The organism is Janthinobacterium sp. GW821-FHT03A03 (assembly GCF_059421435.1).
On the sequence record NZ_JBWKUZ010000015.1, the window covers coordinates 26,677 to 46,994 of the forward strand.

Annotated in this window: 19 protein-coding genes and 1 pseudogene; 6 read left to right on the plus strand and 14 right to left on the minus strand. The window is 63.6% G+C overall.

Features of this window, described 5'->3' with window-relative positions; translation table 11 throughout:
* The 6 genes from AC07VI_RS21830 to AC07VI_RS21855 form a co-directional block, all read right to left on the minus strand.
* Positions 1 to 570, minus strand: coding sequence for a DUF1439 domain-containing protein (locus AC07VI_RS21830; RefSeq protein ID WP_086147923.1), 570 nt, complete (start codon positions 568 to 570; stop codon positions 1 to 3).
* Between the two features lie 207 nt (positions 571 to 777).
* Positions 778 to 1,698, minus strand: coding sequence for a hypothetical protein (locus AC07VI_RS21835; RefSeq protein ID WP_086147924.1), 921 nt, complete (start codon positions 1,696 to 1,698; stop codon positions 778 to 780).
* Positions 1,699 to 1,733: 35 nt separating this feature from the next.
* Complete coding sequence (locus AC07VI_RS21840) at positions 1,734 to 2,177, minus strand: hemerythrin domain-containing protein (RefSeq protein WP_086147925.1); 444 nt, start codon at positions 2,175 to 2,177, stop codon at positions 1,734 to 1,736.
* Positions 2,178 to 2,282: 105 nt separating this feature from the next.
* A complete protein-coding gene (gene prsR / locus AC07VI_RS21845) occupies positions 2,283 to 3,638 on the minus strand; it encodes a PEP-CTERM-box response regulator transcription factor (protein ID WP_099374528.1) in 1,356 nt (451 codons plus the stop codon).
* 15 nt (positions 3,639 to 3,653) lie between these two features.
* Entirely contained in the window at positions 3,654 to 5,705 is a 2,052-nt protein-coding gene (gene prsK / locus AC07VI_RS21850) for an XrtA/PEP-CTERM system histidine kinase PrsK (protein ID WP_099374529.1), read from the minus strand.
* Positions 5,702 to 7,090, minus strand: coding sequence for a TIGR03013 family XrtA/PEP-CTERM system glycosyltransferase (locus AC07VI_RS21855; protein WP_086147928.1), 1,389 nt, complete (start codon positions 7,088 to 7,090; stop codon positions 5,702 to 5,704). Before AC07VI_RS21855 ends, prsK begins: the two co-directional genes overlap by 4 nt.
* 214 nt (positions 7,091 to 7,304) lie before the next feature.
* On the opposite strand from AC07VI_RS21855, the gene nadB reads away from it, so the two are divergent.
* The 4 genes from nadB to AC07VI_RS21875 all read left to right on the plus strand — a co-directional run bounded on the left by nadB (position 7,305) and on the right by AC07VI_RS21875 (position 10,549).
* Entirely contained in the window at positions 7,305 to 8,918 is a 1,614-nt protein-coding gene (nadB, locus tag AC07VI_RS21860) for an L-aspartate oxidase (RefSeq protein ID WP_086147929.1), read from the plus strand.
* A gap of 105 nt (positions 8,919 to 9,023) precedes the next feature.
* Entirely contained in the window at positions 9,024 to 9,431 is a 408-nt protein-coding gene (locus tag AC07VI_RS21865) for a hypothetical protein (protein WP_139842622.1), read from the plus strand.
* 230 nt (positions 9,432 to 9,661) lie between these two features.
* Positions 9,662 to 10,102: a hypothetical protein gene (locus tag AC07VI_RS21870; RefSeq protein ID WP_492994010.1), complete on the plus strand. Its 441-nt coding sequence runs from the start codon at positions 9,662 to 9,664 to the stop codon at positions 10,100 to 10,102.
* A gap of 84 nt (positions 10,103 to 10,186) precedes the next feature.
* On the plus strand, positions 10,187 to 10,549 hold the full coding sequence (locus AC07VI_RS21875) for a hypothetical protein (protein ID WP_086147932.1): 363 nt from the start codon (positions 10,187 to 10,189) through the stop codon (positions 10,547 to 10,549).
* A 102-nt stretch (positions 10,550 to 10,651) separates the two neighbouring features.
* Here AC07VI_RS21875 and AC07VI_RS21880 read toward each other — a convergent pair whose 3' ends face one another.
* The 5 genes from AC07VI_RS21880 to AC07VI_RS21900 all read right to left on the minus strand — a co-directional run bounded on the left by AC07VI_RS21880 (position 10,652) and on the right by AC07VI_RS21900 (position 17,125).
* A complete protein-coding gene (locus tag AC07VI_RS21880) occupies positions 10,652 to 12,016 on the minus strand; it encodes a toxin-antitoxin system YwqK family antitoxin (RefSeq protein ID WP_492994008.1) in 1,365 nt (454 codons plus the stop codon).
* A complete protein-coding gene (locus AC07VI_RS21885; RefSeq protein WP_492994006.1) occupies positions 12,001 to 13,347 on the minus strand; it encodes a toxin-antitoxin system YwqK family antitoxin in 1,347 nt (448 codons plus the stop codon). Before AC07VI_RS21885 ends, AC07VI_RS21880 begins: the two co-directional genes overlap by 16 nt.
* A gap of 9 nt (positions 13,348 to 13,356) precedes the next feature.
* Positions 13,357 to 15,594, minus strand: a complete 2,238-nt coding sequence (locus AC07VI_RS21890) for a hypothetical protein (protein ID WP_492994004.1) — start codon at positions 15,592 to 15,594, stop codon at positions 13,357 to 13,359.
* A gap of 74 nt (positions 15,595 to 15,668) precedes the next feature.
* Complete coding sequence (locus AC07VI_RS21895; RefSeq protein ID WP_086147936.1) at positions 15,669 to 16,427, minus strand: PP2C family serine/threonine-protein phosphatase; 759 nt, start codon at positions 16,425 to 16,427, stop codon at positions 15,669 to 15,671.
* Between the two features lie 14 nt (positions 16,428 to 16,441).
* Entirely contained in the window at positions 16,442 to 17,125 is a 684-nt protein-coding gene (locus AC07VI_RS21900; protein ID WP_086147937.1) for a vWA domain-containing protein, read from the minus strand.
* 259 nt (positions 17,126 to 17,384) lie between these two features.
* Here AC07VI_RS21900 and AC07VI_RS21905 point away from each other — a divergent pair, with 259 nt between their 5' ends.
* Together AC07VI_RS21905 and AC07VI_RS21910 are read left to right on the plus strand one after the other, a co-directional pair.
* Positions 17,385 to 18,152, plus strand: a complete 768-nt coding sequence (locus AC07VI_RS21905) for a penicillin-binding transpeptidase domain-containing protein (RefSeq protein WP_086147943.1) — start codon at positions 17,385 to 17,387, stop codon at positions 18,150 to 18,152.
* A 43-nt stretch (positions 18,153 to 18,195) separates the two neighbouring features.
* Positions 18,196 to 18,672 (plus strand): hypothetical protein, encoded by a 477-nt coding sequence (locus AC07VI_RS21910; protein WP_492994001.1) that lies wholly within the window; start codon positions 18,196 to 18,198, stop codon positions 18,670 to 18,672.
* 11 nt (positions 18,673 to 18,683) lie between these two features.
* On the opposite strand, the pseudogene AC07VI_RS21915 reads toward AC07VI_RS21910, so the two are convergent.
* The 3 genes and pseudogenes from AC07VI_RS21915 to AC07VI_RS21925 all read right to left on the minus strand — a co-directional run.
* Positions 18,684 to 19,043, minus strand: a pseudogene (locus AC07VI_RS21915) (DUF3304 domain-containing protein); the annotation flags it as partial.
* Between the two features lie 40 nt (positions 19,044 to 19,083).
* Complete coding sequence (locus AC07VI_RS21920; RefSeq protein ID WP_492993999.1) at positions 19,084 to 19,587, minus strand: DUF3304 domain-containing protein; 504 nt, start codon at positions 19,585 to 19,587, stop codon at positions 19,084 to 19,086.
* A gap of 59 nt (positions 19,588 to 19,646) precedes the next feature.
* The gene (locus AC07VI_RS21925; protein ID WP_492993997.1) at positions 19,647 to 20,174 is read right to left on the minus strand and encodes a hypothetical protein; all 528 of its coding nucleotides are present in this window, start codon (positions 20,172 to 20,174) and stop codon (positions 19,647 to 19,649) included.
* Positions 20,175 to 20,318: the final 144 nt, after the last annotated feature.

A 20,318-nucleotide genomic window follows, 5' to 3' on the forward strand; every position in this document is an offset into this window, starting at 1 on the left:
CTACTTCACCGGCTCGAACGTCACCGTCAAGCCATTGCCCGTGGTCCGGATCTGCGTCGGCACGAATTGCACGCCCGCATAGCGCAATTCGTCGGGCTTGAAGGTGTAGATGGGCGTTTCATGCATGAGCTGATCGGCCACCAGGCTGGCCACCTTGGCGAACTGGCGCTGCTGCGACTCGTCCATTCCGTCGATGCTCACCTTGTCCACGCTCGCCTCGCTCAGGTACACGGCATTGCGCTGCGCGTCGAGCACGAGGCGGCCCGACATGGCCAGGCTGCCGCGCCAGGTCTGGCGGATGAACGGCGGCATGACGCTGGCGTCCACGCTCAGGGCCACCCGTTCGCGCTCGGGCTGCAGCGACAGCTGCGGATGCGTCAGCCTGACGTCCAGCACGGACAGCACGCGCTTGTCGATGGGAAAACGGCGCTCCAGGCCTTGCTGCATCTTGCTCAGCGACACATTCACGTCGCGCGGACCGATCAGGGTGGAGCACGAAGCCAGCATCGAGCAGGCGATGGCGGCGATAGCGGCGGTTTTCAGCAAGGGACGCAGGACGGTCACGTTCATGGATAGTCTCGGTGGAAAGATGGCGCCATCTTACACACGCGGCCGCTTTCATGCAAAAACCGGCGCCCGCCTTGCAGCGGGCGCCGGTTCCTGTGTTTTACCTTGTCAACGCACGAACAGGGCGATCAGTATGACGATGGGCAATGGTATGCCCAGCAGCAGCAAGAGGATGGAACGCATGGCAGACTCCTTAACGATAGTGGGGGTTCAGATGGTGACGTGGCGCAGCACGCGCTCATGGTCGCGCTGGCGGCCGCCGAACGTGGCGGCCAGGCTGGCAACGAAAGCCCCCAGCAGCAAGGCAACGAACATCCACAAGGCCGTGTGGGCGCCGGCCTTGCGCGCCGTTTCCGCCGCTTGTTGGGCCGCAGCCTTCGCATCGGCGGCGGCCTTGGCGGCGCGCCCGTAGACGGCGTCGACGCGCGCTTCCGCGTCGGCCTGGCTCAAGCCCGTGCGGCTGGCCACGACCTGGCCCAGGTAGGCGCGGTCATCGGCGGCCAGGCTGCCCGTGGACAGGCTGCTTGCGAAGATCTTGCCGATTTCCATGCGCTGCTCGGCCAGCGTGACGCCCGGCTCCGTGGCAGCCGGGGCTGGCGCGGCGCGCAGCAGCATGTCCGAGAAATAATCGAGCGGATTGGCGCCGCCGCCCTCGCCTTGCTTGGCGCTGGCTGCACCTGCAGCACCTGCGCCCGCCCCTACGGCCGGGCCAACGGCAGCGGCCACGCCGCTGCCCGCATCGATGGCGCCGCTGAGGACGGCGCGCGTGCCGCCGGCCAGCAGGCCTACGGTGAGCAGGGTCGCCACGGCCCAGGCCAGCAAGCCGTGCGCCGTGTCGCGGAAATGCACCTCATCCGTATGCACGGCGCTCCATTTCACGCGCAGCCGGCCCGCCATGTAGCCGCCGATGCCGGACGCGGCCAGCTGCATGAAGGCCAGCCAGGCGATGGTCGACACGCCGATGGCCGTGGCGTTGAACGACCATGGCGACACGGACGACAGGCCCAGTCCCACGCCGAGGATCAGCAGGATGAAGGACAGGGCGGCGGCGGCCGCCGCGCCCGCCAGCACGGCGCCCCAGGACACGCCCGGGTGATTCAGGTCCGACTCGGACAATTGCGTAGCTTGCATGGAATACTCCCTTGATTGATGATTTTATTGGCGCTTCAGGCGGCGACGCCCGTCAGCTGTTCCTTGCGCGCGGCCATTTCCCGGCCCAGCGCCTCGAGGTCGACGCCAGCCTGTCGCACCTTGGGAAACATGTCCCCCTCTTCTTCGCCCACGTGGTGCTCGATCTGCTCGGACAGGACCTTGACCTTGGCGTCGTACAGGTCGTCGGCAGGGTCCATCGCTTCGATTTGCGCGATCAGTTCCTTGGCGCTCGCGTGTTCGACGAGGGCCTCATCCATCAGGTCGGCGTCGCGGATGGGACGGCGCACGGCCGGATAGAAGATTTCCTCCTCCAGCTGCGTGTGCACGGTCAGTTCCTGGCAGATCTGGTCGGCCAGCTTTTTCTTCGTTGCCAAGGAGCGGTCGCTCAGGTTCTCGTATTGCGCAAACAGGGCCTTGACGGCCTTGTGGTCCTTCAGCAGTAAATTGATCGCATTCATGACGCCTCCTCGTTGTTGATGAGGCTAGGATGCACCGGAGCGGCGCCAGCGTATGTGCGACGCCTTACACAATCTTGATATTTGATACACATCAGTGCACGGACGCTATTTGATGCCGTGGTGTCCCATCAGGTCGTACAGGGTGGGCCGGCTCACGCCCAGCAGTTCGGCCGCGCGGGCGATATTGCCGTCGGCGCGCGCCAGCGCCCGCACCATGACCTTGTATTCGGCCGCTTCGCGGGCCTGGCGCAGGTTGATGGATGCGTCCACGGGCGCCGCCTGTGCGCTGGCGGGCAAGCCCAGGTCGTCGGCGGCGATCTGCGGCCCGTCGCACATGATGACGGCCCGCTTGATGCAGTTTTCCACTTCGCGCACGTTGCCGGGCCAGTCATGGCTTTCGATCAGCTGCAGCGCGCCGGCGCTGAAATGCAGGCTGCCCCGCCCTTCGCTGGCGCAGAACTTGTTCTTGAAATGGTGGGCCAGCAAGGCCGCGTCGCCGGCCCGCTCGCGCAGCGGCGGGATGCGCAGCACGATTTCGCTGAGGCGGTAATACAGGTCTTCGCGGAAACGCCCCTGCCCGGCCAGCACCTTCAAATCCTGGTGCGTGGCGCAGACGATGCGCACGTCGACGGCGATCTCGCCCCGCCCGCCGACGCGCTCGATGACCCTTTCCTGCAGAAAGCGCAGCAATTTCGCCTGCAGCGCCAGCGGCATGTCGCCGATTTCATCGAGAAAGAAGGTGCCGCCGTGGGCCAGCTCGATCTTGCCCAGGGTCTGCCGCGCCGCGCCCGTAAACGCGCCCCGTTCATAGCCGAAGAGTTCGCTCTCCAGCAGGTTTTCGGGGATGGCCGCGCAATTGATGGCGACGAAACGCTGGGCGTGGCGGCTCGACAGCGCATGCAGGCCCCGCGCGATCAGCTCCTTGCCGCTGCCCGAGTCGCCCAGCAGCATCACGCTGGCCGACGAAGGCGCCACTTTTTCCACGCTGCGGCACAGTTTCAGCATGCCGGGGTCGCGGCTGACGATGCCGGCCAGCGGCGAATCGGCCTGCGTCTGCAGCATGCGGCGGTTTTCCTGCTGCATGGCGTGCAGGTAGAAGGCGCGGGCGATGACCAGGCCCAGCATGTCGGCGTCGAACGGTTTCTGGTGGAAATCGTAGGCGCCCAGCGCGATGGCTTTCAAGGCATGCGCGCGCTCCTGGTTGCCCGACAGGATGATGACTTTCGTGTCCGGCGCCAACGCGAGGATCTGCTGCAGGGTGGCCAGCCCCTCCGTGGCGCCGTCCGGGTCCGGCGGCAAGCCCAGGTCCATCGTCACGACGGCCGGCTGGTGGCGCCGCACCAGCGCCAGCGCCGCCTCGCGCTCGCCCGCCAGCAGCACCTCGTAGCCGTCAAAACTCCAGTGCAGCTGCTTTTGCAGGCCGGGATCGTCTTCGATGACCAGCAGTTTTTGCTTGCCCATGCTCTTCCTTTCTGTTCATGCGGCATGCAGCGGCAAGACCACGCGGAACGTCGTGCCGACGCGCGGTGCGCTGCGCACTTCCAGACTGCCGCCCACTTCGCGGATGTATTCGCGGCTTTCAAACACGCCGATGCCCATGCCGGCCGTCTTCGTCGTATCGAACGGCTTGAACAGGCGCTCGCGGATGAACTGCTCGCTCATGCCCTGCCCCGTATCGTCGAGTTCGACGACGGCCGTGCGATGCTCGCGCCGCAGCCGCACGTCCACCGTGCCGTCGCTGGCCGTCGCCTCGATGGCGTTCTGGATCAGATGGCCGAGCACGCGTTCGAGGCGCGCGCGGTGGGCCAGCACCGTCAGGCCGGCATCGACGATTTCCAGCCGCGGCGCCGGCGCCAGGCTGGCCTTGGCCGCCACGGCCTGGCGCAGCAAGCCGTCCAGGCGCAGCGGCGCGGGCGCCTCGGCCGCCTCGCCGTGGGCCAGCTTTTGCAGCAGGGTCTTCATTTTCTGCACGGAATGATCGAGGGTACGCAGCATGTCTTCCTGGAAAGCGGGATTGGCGCGGTGCTTTTCCGCATTGCTCAGTAATAGAGATAATTGAAACACCAGGTTTTTCAGGTCGTGCACGATGAAAGTGGACATGCGGTTGAACGATTCGAACTGGCGCGACACCATCAGGGAGTCGAGCGACTCGCGGTGCGCCAGGTAGCCGGCGGCCTGGCTGCCGGCAATTTTCAGCACGTCGCGGATTTCCCAGTTCAGGCCGATGGGCGTGCGGGGCCGCGCCAGCGCGACAAAGGCGAACAGCTGGCCGTGCAGCATCAGCGGCACCAGCAGCCACGCCTGGGGCAAGGCCAGCAGCGCGGGCGGCAGGACCAGGCCGCCGTACCGGCGCGGATTCTGCCGGCAGTCGGGCACGTCGATCACCCACTGCCGTGCTTCCAGGAACCGGCACAGGGGACCGGACGCCGGCTCGCTCCAGGCGGACGGCGGCCAGTTCCAGCTGGCGGCAGCCGCGAACTGGCCCCCTTCGCGCAAAATCCACAGGGCGCCGGCCGGGCTTTCCACCAGTTGCGCCATGGCCTGTATCGTGCGCTCGCCCAGCGCCGGGCCGTCTTCCGACAGCGCGCGCGTAAAGCGCAGCCATTCCTCGCGGTAATCGAAGATGGCGTTATAGAAATGCTTGTTGATGCTGACCTTGAGCTTGGCGCGCAGGCTGCCGGAAAACAGCACGCCGGCCAGCAGCAGGGCCGCGCCGCCCAGGTAGGCCATCTGCATCAGCGCGCCCCAGGTGCCGCCGAAATAGCGCAGATAATAGGCGCTGGCCGCCATGGCCAGCAGATAGATGGCCGAGCCGAGCAAGGCGGCCGAGCGGTACATCACCTGGCGCGAGACGGACAGGCCCAGCGCCCAGGCCGGGTTGCGGGCGGCCGAGATGGCCAGCAGCGGCGCGCACAAGGCGTCGACGATGCCGCGCGCGGCCCAGATGTCGTCATTGATGGCGCGAAACAACAAGGCGTCGCTGTACAGGTAAAAATCATAGGCAAACAGGCCGCCCACGCCCAGGCAGGCAAACTTGACGCCCCAGCGCTGCAAGGGCGGCGTGTTGCGGTACCACTGTTCCACCAGCAGCATGCCCAGCACGGCCAGCAGCAAACGGCTGACGCTGGCGATGATGCGCGCCGGCAAAGGCAACGCCAGCCACGCCGAGGCCAGCGCGGACAGGCCGGGCGCCAGCGCCGTGAGGACGATGCCGGCCAGCACGAGACGCAAGCGGGGCCGCGACGGCGCGATCAGCAGCAGCAGGAACACCAGCCAGGCGCCCGTGCGCAGCATTTCCAGCGCGTCGCCGGCCAGCGAAATGCGCCGCCCCAGCAGCACCAGCACCACCGTGCCCGTCGCCCATGCGCCCGTCGCCAGGCAGGCGGCCAGCAGCGCCCGCGCGTTCTGCCGCGCGCGCCAGTTGCTGATGAGCAGCAGCGCCAGCACGAAGAAGGCCAGCGACGCCAGCCCGTGGCTGAGCGCCGCCGCGTCGGCCGCCGCCAGCCAGGCCGGCTGCGCCCGCATCATCGGCTGCCCTTGCCAAACAGCACCACCTGTACCGTGTCGAGCAGGATCAGCAAGTCGAGGAACAGGCTGTTGTTTTTCACATAATACAAATCGTATTGCAGCTTCTTCACGGCGTCATCGACGGAAGCGCCATACTGATAGCGCACCTGGGCCAGGCCAGTGATGCCGGGCTTGATGCTGTGGCGGATGTTGTAGTACGGCACCTGTTCCTTCAGCTGCTCGACAAAGTAGGCGCGCTCGGGACGGGGGCCGACGAAACTCATCTCGCCGCGAAACACATTGAGCACCTGCGGCAGCTCGTCGATGCGCAGCTTGCGGATGAGGCGGCCCACCCGCGTGATGCGCGCATCGTCGGCCTGCGCCCACACGGGCGTGCCCTCGCGCTCGGCGTCGCAGCGCATGCTGCGAAATTTCAGCACGCGGAAGGGCAAGCCGTCGCGCCCCACCCGTTCCTGCTGGTAAAACACGGGACCGCCGTCTTCCAGGCGGATGCACACGGCTGTCGCCAGCATCACGGGCAGCGCCGCCAGGCAGATGATGCCGCTGGCGGCCAGGTCGAACAGGCGCTTCGAGGCGGCGCGGAAAAAGCTCTGATCGAAGCCGCCGCCGTAGATCAGATAGCTCGGCTGCAAGGAGTCGATGCGGATCTGGCACGCTTCGCGCTCGAAGAACGTGGCCGCGTCGATCACTTTCACGCCGCCCAGCGCGCATTCCAATAGTTGCTTGACTGGAAACGCGCCATTGCGCCGGTCGCTGACGGACACGACGATCTCGTGCGCATCGTGGCGCTGGGCCATGGCCAGCAGCGACGGTTCCGTCGGCAACATTGCCGAGGCCGGCACGCAGCATTGCTCGCCGGCCACGGCGATGCAACCGACCACGGTGAACTGGTGGAAGCCGATCTTGCTGGCCGCCAAGTCCATGCATTCACGCGCCAGCGCCCCGCCGCCCACCAGGATCAGCCGCCCTTCCATCAGCGCCGACTGCGAAGACTTGAACACGACGAGACGGGCCAGCAGCACGCCGATGGCCCCCAGCCCGAAGACGAGCACGCTGCCGCGGCCGAACTGCAGCGCGGGTATGAAGCGTATCAGCACGCTGAGCACGGCAAAGCCCAGGGCGAACGACGGCAGGATGCGCAGCAAGGTGTTGCGGATGTCGTCGCGCGAGCGGTGCTGGTACATGCCCAGGGTGCTCATGCTCAGGACGATGACGAGCGCGAAGATCGTGGACGACAGATAGACCTCGCCCGCGCGCACGAGGCGGCTGCCGTCCGCCAGCCACAACAGCGATGTCAATGTGGCCGACAGCAGCAGGATCAGGATTTCCAGCAACAGCAGGATAAACGCTGTTTTCGAGACGTAATGGCTGAAGATGCGGATCATGGTTCCCCCTGCGGCAAGAAGCGGCCGGCGCCTGCCGCGCCGACGCACGGCGGCATGGTTCCGGTCCAGCCATCATGGCGGACTGTTCCGCGCAGGCATTGATACGCAACAAGCTACGGGCCCGGCTATCTTTCGCCGGTAGAATTTATCTCAACACATTACCGAATCAGGGGAAATGGAATATAGTATGCATCCCCTAAAAGAGATAAATGTCATGAAATTTGATGTAGCGATTGTCGGCAGTGGCCTGGCGGGTTTATCGGTTGCACTGCATTTAGCTGAGACGCGCACCGTCGCGATCATTTCCAAACGCGCGCTGCTCGACGGCGCCAGCAACTGGGCGCAGGGGGGCATCGCGGCCGTGCTGGACTCGGGCGACAGCCACCAGCAGCACATCGAAGACACCCTGGTGGCCGGGGGCGGCCTGTGCGACGAGAGCGCCACGCGCTACATCGTCGAGCACGGCCGCGAAGCCATCGAATGGCTGATCGAGCAAGGCGTGCCGTTTACGCGCGACGCCACGGCCGAGCTGGGTTTCCACCTGACCCGCGAAGGCGGCCACAGCCAGCGCCGCATCATCCACGCGGCCGACGCCACGGGCCACGCCGTGCAGGTGACGCTGGAAGAAAAGGTGCGCTCGCACCCGAACATCAGCCTGTTTGAACACCATTGCGCCATCGACCTGATCACGTCCGACAAGCTGGGCATGAAACCGGCCCAGCGCAACGCCCAGCCCCATTGCCACGGCCTGTATGTACAGGATGAGCAAACGGGCAAGGTGCTGACCTTTGCCGCCGAGCACACCGTGCTGGCCACGGGCGGCGCCGGCAAAGTGTATTTATATACAACCAATCCCGACACGGCCAGCGGCGACGGCATCGCCATGGCCTGGCGCGCCGGCTGCCGCGTGTCGAACATGGAATTCATCCAGTTCCACCCCACCTGCCTGTACCACCCGTACGCGAAGTCGTTCCTGATCACGGAAGCCATCCGTGGCGAAGGCGGCTTGCTGAAACTGCCGCCCGAAGCGGGCGCGGCCGCCGGCACGCGCTTCATGCTGGCCCACGACGAGCGGGCCGAGCTGGCGCCGCGCGACGTGGTGGCGCGCGCCATCGACTTCGAGATCAAGAAGCGCGGCCTCGACTACGTGCACCTGGACATCAGCCACAAGCCGGCCGACTTCCTCATCGAACACTTCCCCACGATTTACGCGCGCTGCCTGGAACTGGGCATCGACATCACCAAGCAGCCGATTCCCATCGTGCCGGCCGCCCACTACACCTGCGGCGGCGTCGTGACGGACCTGGCCGGCCGCGCCGACCTGCCCGGCCTGTACGCCGTGGGCGAGACGGCGTGCACGGGCCTGCATGGCGCGAATCGCCTGGCGAGCAATTCCTTGCTCGAATGCATAGTCATCGGCCGCGCCTGCGCGCAGGATATCGAAAGCAAGGAAAAGCTGGGCACGCCGTATTTGCCCGACTGGGATGAAAGCCGCGTCACCGATGCCGACGAAGAGGTGGTGATTTCCCACAACTGGGACGAACTGCGCCGCTTCATGTGGAATTACGTGGGCATCGTGCGCACGACCAAGCGCCTGGAGCGGGCCCAGCACCGCATCGCCCTGCTGAAGGAAGAAATCGACGAGTACTACCGCAACTTCCGTATCACGCACGATTTACTGGAATTGCGCAACCTCGTCGACGTAGCCTCGATGATCGTCAACAGCGCCCTGTCGCGCCGCGAAAGCCGCGGCCTGCACTTCAGCCGAGACTATCCGGAAACCTTGCCGAAGGCCATCGCCAGCGTGCTGACGCCGCCGCACCGCTAAGCCACCAGGCCCTTCCATCCTGGAAACCATGCAAGGTCTGGGGGCACGCCATTTGCCACAGGCGGCCCTGCTGCAGGCATCGCGCAGTCACCGAAACTAATGCACATGTTGAATAAGAAACTTTTTGATGCCATTGCATCTGCGGTGGACCTGGATGATCCTGCAGAACAAACTTCAGCTCAGCGCTTCATGATTGACGCTATCGGCAGAGTGACTGAGCAATTGCCTGCGCTTGCCAGGTCAGCGGCAGCGGTGGCGTATCGATACATGACCGGTGCGGCGACGGCTGAGGAAGTCATCGCTGAGCGTGTACGTCTCTGGCGAGCAATTGAAGGGCGTGACCAATCGGACGCGCCGGACGTCTTGAAAATCAGAACGGCCATATGCGTCTTGCATCCGATGGATAGTGGCGCTACTGCCGAAACATTGGAGTATTTTTTTGAATTCTGGCGGCAAGCAGGCTTGCCGCAGGCTGCGCTTGAGGCCGCTGCCCGGAACAGCTATGGAATTTGAGGTGGCTTCAAGCGGTCACAAGCGGACGTTGAACAGGCATGCGCTGCTTCTTGCCTGCCTTTACGGGCAAGAACACAATCGTCTGCAACGATTCTGAACTCAAGTCGATTTTGCGTCGAATTTTCCCGGGCTACTTTCAGCGAGGCTAACTGCTGCAAAAGCAGCCGCTCGATAGAATCGAGCTTGTTTAATTCAGGGCATGCAGTCGCCCATGCCTACATATGGAATCAATGACAGTGATGGCAACAAAGTGGAAGAACCAGGAGGTGCGAAGCCACAATGGCCTCCTGTGCGGCAATGATGATATCTACGACGTGCAAGAAACCAGAATGGCCAGAGTACGTGAAAAACAGGAACTTGGCGGTTGGCTCAATGTCGCGATTCTGGCGCAAGAAGAGCTGTATGGCGGACAATACATCGTCAAGTGCGGCGAGGCTGCGGAACACGGCTCAATCGGCGTAGTCGTTTTGGAATCGCTGCAAAATCATGAACCTGTTTGGACGTTTGTTTCGGATCAATCCAATCCATTTGATCAAATAGTAACCAAGGGCGGCTTGGTGTTGGTGCTGTCAACGTCTGGCGCCGTGTTTCGGTTTGCTGCGCCCTTGAGGGAAGCAAGGCTTCTGCTTCCGGGTACGTCGATCCATGGTTCTAACGACGGACGCTTGTAAATGTAGGCAGCCTCCGGCCAGAAGCTGCCATTCGAAGCCTTTGCCCGTTGCCACATAGAACCTCAAATTTTTCCTTATGAGCTTATGGACCTATATCAAAAGGGAAGCAATTTCACCGGATGCTTAAGCATCCGCCCTACGCTATCATTCGAAGCGACCGTTGCCGTGTTGGGCGAGGCACTCGGAATCAGCTTTTGCCATGATCAAGGCGGAAAATACGAGGAATATCCGGCCTACCTTGCCTTTGCACTCGGACTCGAACTTGCCTTGTTGGCGCCGCCCCTTCCAGAGTTCGATACGAGGGACGTCCCCGACGATTGTTTTCAACTGATAATCGGTTCGCTTGCACATGTTAAAGATGTGGGCGTGAACGTTGATTTGAGTGCTCTTATTAAGGCGCAACTGGCCGCGTGCACGGATTTAGTAATTGAACAGATCGATTCTTGACGCGACGGCCGACTGCTTTGGGGCGTCATTTCCGATACCTGTACATGCCTGGCAAAAAGGCTGGCCACGCATCACTGATCGAACGGCAATGACTTGCCCCGTTCACGATTCCGGCGTCAGCGGCTCGATGCCATCCTCCGTATAGGAAAACTTGGCAGACGCACCCGTACACTCCCCCTGCGGCTCGTCCGCCACATAGCGGCACTCGCTTTCCAGGCTGCCATCTTCGTTCCAATGCCGCGTCCAGCCCTGGCGTTCGCCATCGACATATTCGATCAGCTGCCTCGGCTTGCCATCGGCGTACCACGAGCGCAATGCGCCCTCCTCGCGCCCGCCCGCGTTCCAGCGTTTGTCCACGAGCAATACGCCGGCCCGGCTGAAGCGCTGTTCGCTGCGCAATACGTAGTGGCCGCTGTGCGTGCGCTTGCTGGCGACCTTGCCGTCCGGATAATATTCGACGCTGTCGCCGGCGGGCTTGCCGTCCACATAGCTTGCCGTGCTGCGTACCTTGCCATCCGGGAAATAGCCGGTGCTGGGGCCCGTCATGATGCCATTCACATGCTGGCTGCGGCTTTCCACGGTGCCGTCGGGATAGAACAGCAGCAGCTCGCCGTCCGTCTCGCCCTTGACCCGCGTCATGCGCGTGCGCAGCTTGCCGTTTTCATCGAACGTTTCCACCACACCGTCGGCGCGGGCGCCGTTGCGGTAGGTGCGTGACTCGATCAGCTTGCCACTCTGGTGATAAGTCTGCTCCTCGCCCTCCTGCACGCCATTGCGCCACGTGCCGCGCATGGAAATCTGGCCGTCCGGATAATAGCGGGTCTGCATGCCCTCCTGTACGCCGCGCCCGTCCTGCTCCACCTGCATTTCCAGCTGTCCATGCGGGTAATACATGCTGTAATTGCCCACCAGCTTGCCGCGCAGGTTATCGGGGGCGTCGACATGGCCCGTCAGCCGCTTCGGCTCGCCTTCGCGCACGTGATAGATCTCGACTTGCCAGGTGCCGGGCAGCTTGCCGGGCGGCAACGGCAGGATCAGCGCATAGCGTGCCTCTTCCATCACTTCGCCGCGCGACAGGTTGTGGTTCAGGTAGAGCCGCGCCTTGCCATCGGCACACGCTTGCGGCTCGCAGCCGCCCAGCTTGCTGACTTCGGGCATGGCGAGCGCTGCGCCGGGTGCCGGACACGATCTGATGCGCATCAGCAAGGGCGTCGCCTCGCGTATCAACGGCGCCAGCTGCTGCTTCATGGCCGCGTATTGCGCCGCATCCAGCCCGACCGAGCGGGCATCCATGCGCACCTGGCGCCCGCCGCAGCCGCTGTCGCCGGCCAGGGTCAGCACGTCGCCGCCGCCCTTGCCGGGCTCGGCCTGGATCGCGCTGACCACTTGCCGCTGCACGATCTCAGCCTGGGCCAGCACCGGCAACAGCAGCATGGCGCCAAGCACGTGCTTCACAAGGCGCGCCATGCCTGCTCCTTGCGCTGCAGTTCCGGCGCTGGCGGCGCCTCGCCGCACCCGCCCTGGGCCTTGCCGGCCACATACTGGCATTCGCTTTTCAGGCTGCCATCCTCGTGCCAGCTGCGGCTCCAGCCGTCGCGCCGGTCGTTCACGTACTCGATCGATTGCTCGGGCTTGCCGCTTTCGTACCACGAGCGCGACGTGCCCTGCTCGCGCCATTGCGCATCCCAGCGTCGTTCCAGCACCAGCACGCCCTGCGGACTGTAGCGCTGCAGGCTCAGCAAGCCGCCATCGTCGGCATACTGCTGGCGGCTTTGCACCTTACCGTCCGGATAGAATTCCAGCGCCTCGCCCGTGGGCAAGTCATTGCGCAAGGTCATTGTGCCGCGCACGGCGCCATCAGGGTGATAGTTTGTCGTCAAACCATTGTATTTCCCCTCCTTCATTGCGGAGCGGCTGGAAATACTTCCATCAGGGAAATACGTGAGCATCTCGCCTTCGATCTTGCCGCCGCGCAGTACATAACTCGTGCTCGGCTTGCCATTTTCAGCCGAGATCTGCTTGGGGCCGTCCAGCTGCTTGCCATCGCGGTAGCTGCTCGTTTCGCGCAGCTTGCCCGTGGCGTGATACAACTGGTGTTCGCCTTCAGGCAAGCCGTGGCGCCAGTTGCCGCGCTTTTCCAGGGTGCCATCCGCAAAATACTGGCTGGTAACACCGTCCTGACGCCCCTGCCCATCCTGCGCCACCTGTTTCTCGATCTTGCCATTCGGGTAATACGTGACATAGCCGCCCACCAGCTCGCCGGAGGCATAATCGGCGCGGTTGACCTGGCCCGACAGGCGCAGCTTGTGGCCGGCGACGCTGACAATCTCGACCTTCCACGTGCCTGGCAGCTTGCCTTTCGGCAAGGGCAGCAACAGCACATTCGGTGCGTTTTCCTGTTCGATGGGGTAGAAACCTTCGTGCAGGTACAGCCGCGCCCGGCCATCGGCGCAGGCGGCTGGCGTGCAGGCGGCGATCTGGCGCACGATGGGCACGCTCGCATCCTCGGGGCAGTTTTTCACGGTGACGAGCATGGGCGTCTTGCTGCGGATGTGGCGGGCCAGTTCGGCCTTCAGCGCCTCGTACGGCGCCTCGTCCAGGTTCACTGAACGCGCATCCATGCGGATCTGCTTGCCGCCGCAGGCCGTCGTGCCCGCGATAGTGAACACATCGCCGCCTTCATAGTCGGGTTCGCCGGCCATGCTGGCCAGCACCTGGCGCTGCACGATGTCCGCCTGCGCCATACCCGAGTACAACAGGGAAGCGCCAAGCAGCACGCATAGGGTCTTGATTTTCATGCTCTTCCTTTAATTTTCCGTCGTGGCGGGCGCGTCGGCAGGCACGAAACTGGCACGGCCATTGCGGTAGCGCACCAGCACGTCAACCTTGCCGTCCTGGAATTGTCCATTTTTCACGGACGGGTTGAAAGTCCAGCTCTTCAGGCTATCCAGGATGACCTTGTTGAGCATGGGCTCCATGAACTGCTCGGCCCGCGCAGCGGTCAGGCTGCCATCGGCAGCGATGGACAAGGTCAGGCGGCTTTCGCCGCTGGCCTGCGCCTCACTCAACACGCGGTAGGCGACGGTGGCCATGCTGTCGCGCTGCACGCTGGCGCCCTGGTCTGGCGGCGCCGGCAAGGCTGCGAGCTTCTTTGCCAGCACGGCACCGTCGGCCAGCGCCTTGTCCCAGCGTTTCGGATAGGCACCCGGCTGGGCCAGGCGCAGCATGTTGGCCGCGCGCTCCATGCGGCCGGCCGTGCGCTCGGCGCCGTTGTCGGCGGCTTCGCCTTCTGCGGCCGGCATGGCATTCTGCGCCGCATGGCGCTGCGCCGTCACTTGCGCCAGCGCCACCAGGTTGGCGGCATCCTGCTCGCCGCCACCGCCGCGCAGCAGCGCCGTGGCTGCGATGCCGAGCCAGGCCACGCCATCGGTCGGACGGGCCCACACGGCTTGCTCGAAGTATTGGCGCGCCGCTTGCGGCTCGTTCAGGCTCAGGTGCGTGCGCGCCAGCGCCGCCGCAGCCAGGTGGTCGCGCGGATCGGCTTGCAGCAAGTCGAGATAGGTATCGGACAAGCTGGACTGATAGCCGGGCAGCCAGCCCATGCTTTCCATCATCGAGGTGCGCAAGCGCGTGCGCGCCAGGTCACCGCTGTAGCCCGACGATTTTTCCCGCTCACTGCGGTACAACAGTTGCAAGCCCCGCGCGACGGCGGCATCGTCGCCCTTGCCCATGGCTTGCGACAGGCTGCGCACGGCACGCCGCACGTCCGACTGCTGCAATGCACCGGCCTTGCGCGCATGCCATTCCAGCTGTTCCAGCCCGGCTATGGGTACCGTCGTGGCTTGCTGCTCAGTTTTCTTTTCCGCATCGTCCGGTACGGCGGTCCAGATCGCAAAGCCGATCACGAAGAACACGATCAGGATGATGATGACCACCCAGGCCGTATCCGACACGGCGGACTGCCCTTGCGGGGCCGGGGCCGGCTTGCCAGGCAAGGCGCGCGAACGCTGCGGCGCCGCCTGCCTTGCCTGCGCCGCAGCCTGAGCCGAGGCTTGCGCGGCCGCGCCGATGACCTTGTCGCGCGCGCAGGCCGCGCAGCCCTGGCCCGCAAAATGCTGGTGTTCCGGATTGACGGCGCAAATTGTCAGCTTGCCGCCGCTGCGCTGCGCATAGCCGCGCAGCAACTGCGCCCAGTCGGCCGCCGAGGGCCGCTGGGCGTTTGGCGACTGGGAAAATGCGCGGTCGAACATGGCGCGCAGTTCGGGCGGCATCAGCGCGTGGCCGCTGGTGGCGTTCGGCGCCAGCAGCTTGTGGCGCTTCACGCCATACGCATAATAACCGTCGCGGATGCGGCCGGGAATATCGGTGGCCACCTGCGCATTGCCGGGACGCCCGCTGTACGGGTGGATGCCGAAGTTCAGCAACTGGAAGATGACGACGGCCAGGGCAAAGCGGTCTTGCGCCATTTCCGTGCCCGCCGGCATGCCCTTGCGCTGGAATTCCGGCGCCAGGTAGTCGGCCGTGAATTGCTCGGCAGGAAAACGCTCCGCATGGCCCTGGATGCTGAAACCGTCGCAATCGAGCATGGCGATGTACAGCGAATCGCGGTAAAAGCGCAGGTTCACGGGTTTTAAGTCGACCACGTAATGCTGCTGCTGGTGCAGCGCGTCGAGGACGGCGGCCAGGTTGGCGGCCAGGGTCAGCTTGGGACCGAGTCCCGTGGGCAAGCCCGCCGCGCGCGCTTGCCGCTCCTGCATGATCTGTTCCAGCTCGGCCGTTTGCGCCATGTCAAGCAGGGGCATGACGAAACCGGCAAAACCGCCCTGGCCGTCGAACACGGCCGCTTGCGGCCAGGCGATCTGCACGTAGCGCTTGCCGTTTTCGAGCTGGTCGGGCAATTCGGGCGACAATTCCAGCATCGCTTCGAGCTTGCGCCGGTTGGCGGCCCGGTCCAGGTGCGGGTGGTACAGCTTGACCACCTGCGCGGGCGCGCCGGGCAGCAGATACACGCTGCCCGCGCCGCCGCTCTTGATCAGTTTGCCCAAGATCAAACTGCGGACCTTATCCAGCCATATCTTGCCGCCCGGACTCAGACCGGGCGCGACTCCCTGCTTCCGGCTCATGCGCGCAAGGCCAGCAGCAAGGTCTTGTCATCGCCCGTGATCTGGTGCGTGCGCGGGTCGGCCAGGGTGGACGCCAGCGCCGTATTGCCCAGTTCCACGCTGTCGACCGCGCGCAGATAGCCTTGCACGGCATCCATGAACGGCGCGTACAGCGCTGCATTGTTCTTGCTCATGGCAAAGGGCATGCAGCCGTCCGACATCAGCACGACGCCGCGCACGGCTTGCGGAATCGCAAGCAGGCGCAGCTGTTCGCGCCAGCGCGCGCCGCTGATGAAATATGTTTCGTTGGCGTATTCACCGTTGGCGGGCAGCGAGATCAGCTCGCCGCCGTCCAGCAGCTGCGCCACGCCCAGGCCGTCGCCCAGGTGGAAGAAGAAGCCTGTATCTTGCCCCATGACCACGCCGACGACCGTGCAGGCGTAGTCATCGAGGGTGGCGTTGGCGGCGCGGGCGATGTCGTCCAGCGCGGCGCGTATCTGCGCCAGGGTGCCCGCCAGCGCGCCGTCATGCAGATCCCGCACGGTGGCGCCCTGCTCCAGCCGTCCGGCCAGCGCCTGCACGGTTTGCTCTGCAACAAACTGCGCGCCCTGCTCGCTGAGGCGGGCCGAACCGGCGCCGTCGCAGACGATGGCCACCAAAACGTCGTTCACGACGGCGTGCGCATGCGCATCCTGGCAAGCGATGTCCTTATCCAGGTGCGCCTTGCCCGTGACGGAGGCGCCGAACACGCGCCAGGTATTGTGTACCGCAGTCATGGATCAGCGGGCCTTCACGTATTCACGACAGACCAGCCGTCCGTCGAGGCCAGCTGCGCCTGCGCGCCGGGACGCGACTGCGACACCACCTGCATGCTGGCGCTCAGCCACAGGAACAGTTCGCGGAACTGCAAGCCTTTCAGCTGCTTCACGCCCCGCTCGCCCCGGCTGGAAAACTGCCCCAGGGTATCGGTATTCGCGTTGTCGCCCACGGCAATGGGGAAGATCGCCACCTTGTTGGCCTGCTCGGCCGCGCGCGCCTGCTCGGCGCCGCGCAGCCAGGGATCGGTGGGTTCGCCGTCGGACATCAAAAACAGCCACGGCCGCGTGTACGCCACGCCTGCCTGGCGGAAACGCTGCTTTTCCTGCTCGATTTCCGCCAGCGCCAGCTCCACGGCCGCACCCGTCGGCGTGGTGCCGTTCGCTTCCAGACGGGGCGCCGTGAAGTCCATGGCGTCGCACCAGTTGCTGGCCACCACGGCTTCATCGTGCGCGCCGTACTGAATCACGAGGATGCGCACGCGCTTGGCGGCGATCACATCGGACTTGAGTTCCTGTTCCAGCAAGGCCAGACCTTCGTTCAGCAAGGAGACGGGTTCGCCCGCCATGCTGCCGGAGCAGTCCAGCACCAGCACCAGCGGCGTGCGTTGTTCGGTATTGTCGACCAGGGCGACGTCAGGGATCATTATGGAAGTCATGTATTTTTGATAGAGTTGCGAAATAGCCTAGGCCCGAAGCTTACCCTATGGATATGTTTTCCATGCGTCCGATTGCTGCGGATAGCGCCATGCGCTATCAAAGTGCCAATTTTTCGGGATTTTTTCGTCCCTCGCCCATCGCGCGCCCGGCGAACTTGCAATGAAAGCAACAATCTCTTACACTGCGCCATTCAAGTCGCACGGTAACGGCCAACTGCAGACCATCGATTGTTTAACTTGGGGAGGCTAAATGGGTGTCATGAAAAATCGCATCGCTTTTATCGGTCTGTTTTCCCTGTTCTCAATGGCGCATGCCGCGGAAATATGCATGGCAATAGCGGACGCCGGCAGCGGTGCAGTTGTGCTCCAGCGTGGCGATTGCCGGAATCAGGTGACGCCTGCATCAACCTTTAAAATCGCCATCAGCCTGATGGGCTATGACGCGGGATTTCTGAAAGACGAGTACACGCCGGAACGCCCGTATCAGCCTGGATACGTCGATTGGCTCCCATCGTGGAAACATCCAACGAATCCGCAAAAGTGGATGAAGGATTCCGTGGTCTGGTATTCGCAACACCTCACCCGGTCCTTGGGCAAAGAGCGTTTTGCCGCGTACACGAGAAAATTTGAATATGGAAACGCCAACGTTGCCGGCGATGCCGAACACGATGGACTGACGATGGCCTGGATTTCGTCGTCGCTGCGCATTTCGCCGCTGGAACAGCTGATTTTTCTCAGGAAAGTGGTGAATCGCCAGCTTGACGTGACGCAACATGCTTATGCCATGACCGAGGCGCTGACGAAGCAGGACAAACCGCTTGCTGGCTGGGAACTACATGGCAAGACGGGGGCGGCGTCCGGTTTTGGCTGGTATGTCGGGTGGGCATCCAAAAAAGGCAAGACCTACACATACGCCCGCCTGATGCGGCGCGACGCGTCGGACCCGCAGGACGTTTCTGCCGGCGTACTGGCGCGCGACGGCTTCATGGCGCAATTCCCGGCGCTGATCGGCAGTATTGCGCCATGATGCGGGGACCGCCCCTGGCCTGTCTTTGCAATAAGCAAACTTGATGATGATACCTATCGCCAACCTGGACGAACTGGAAGAATTCCTTGGAGAAAAGCTGCAGCAGTTCGAAGCAGGCCCGCCCATCGCGCATCCGGGGCTTCGCCTGTCGCAGCTGTGCAGGCAGGTGGCGCTGGAAAGCCGCAACGACAACGCCACTGCCGTGCGCATCGCCGTCCTGATACTGACAAAAGACCCTGCCATGCCCTTCGGGAAACGCATCAAGAGCGGTTTCGCCAGGGCGTTAAAGCAAGGTGTCGAGTTACTTTCTGAAGTGCAACGGCGTGGCTTGACAGCGAAAACCGTTGCGTTGCTGGAACTCGAATTCTGTCCGCGAGAAACAGAGGATTATTGCAAGTTAATTAAGCAATTTGACCCGGCCGAGCTGCCCGCCCGGATCGACGAGGTGCGCGCCACGGATGCGAAATCGCGCATGCTCCTGCAAGGCCTGATAGCCGACGGCGCGCGACGTGCATCGTGAAGATAGCAGCGCTATTGCCAGATGATTTCCAAGGGCACGCCCGGCTCCAGCTCCGCCTCCTTGCCGGACAGCGGATATTTCCGATGCCCCAGCGGGTATTTGCTCACGAAGACCTTGCAGCTGCCATCGTGAAGAAAATGCACGACGAACCGGCCGGCATCGGCGCGAGCATACGGGGGAACCGCCACGCTTTGCTCGACGCGGACATCCTTGCCGTCCTTTACCGTATGCATGACGACGGCCGCCCGCATCCCCGGCTTCCATGCCGCCGGTATCGAAAGGCAGCAAGTGTCTCCACCGCCGCCCTCGCCGGGACCAAGATACCCGGCCCCCGCCGACGAGCCATCGGCCAGTGTCACGCTGTAACTGCCGACGCCATGCTCGCCATGTCACTTCTGCGCCGCAAGATCTTTACTCCCAGATAATTTTAACTGGAACGCCCGGCTCCAATTGCGCCTCTTTCCCTGACAGCGGGTATTTTCGATGACCGAGCAGGTATCGGCTGACAAACACCTTGTATTTGCCATTGCGCAGAAAATGCACGATGAACATTCCCGCATCGCCAGCCGCATACTTCGGCACTGGCACGGTTTGTTCCACGCGGATCTCCTTGCCTTTCTTGATGGTATGCATGACGATATTTGCCGTCATTCCAGCTTGCCACAGGCGGGGAAGGGAAAGACAACAGGTATGCCCGCCGCCGCCCTGGCCCGCATCCAGATAGCCCGCCCCCGCACTGGCGCCATTCTGCAAGGTCACCTCATAACTGCCTATCCCGTGATCGGTATGGTTGTAGCCGCTTAGATTGACCGTCAACTCCTGGCTTTCCTTGCCCGTTGCGGCATACGAAGCCGCCATGAAAAGACACAGGAAACCGATCAAAAGCCGTTTCATCGAAAAAATACTGCTTGCCATATGGTTCCCTCAATCATCGCGCATGGATGCCGTCCATGCAGCATCTGTCAATCCATGTGCTATTTCGCCGCCTGCGCATCCCACAACAGCGGTCCGGCCTCCCAGACGGCAGTCGGCAAGGCGTGCAAGGCGTCGTAAAAGGCGTCCAGCGAGGCGGGCGGATTTTTCATCATGGCAATGAACTGTGGCTGTTCCATCGCTTTTCCCGACGTGTACAGGGCCAGCAGCACATATTGCGTCTGCCGGTCGAGGTCGTCGATGCCCGCATCGAGCGCGCGCTGCTGGTATGTGGCGACGAAGGCATTGAGGATGCGCGGCGGCGTGTCATTCGTTTCATCGGTGATCACGCGGCGCAGATGGCTGACCAGCTTGGCCGTGTCGGCGGGCTTGACCTTGACCTGCCGCGCCGCGCCGGCCGCTTGCGGCGGCTTGTCGGCAGCCTGCGCAATGGTGTTGCCGCCGGTACACGCCAGCGCCGCGCACAGGGCCAGGGCCAGCGCAGGGAGCGTCTGCGGCGTCAGTCGCAAGCGGCCATTGCGGCGCCGCGGCCGCGCATGCTTCGTCGGATACTGCTGGCATGGCTGCATACATACTTTCGACAAATGAATGACATGCGACTCCCGTCCCATAGCGGGTTTATATTTTTAACAATATTTTTATTATATCTGGGAATTTTTAAAGGGGGAGCGCGATTGCATCGGCAGCGCCATGCCGCCAGCGCCGCATTGCGG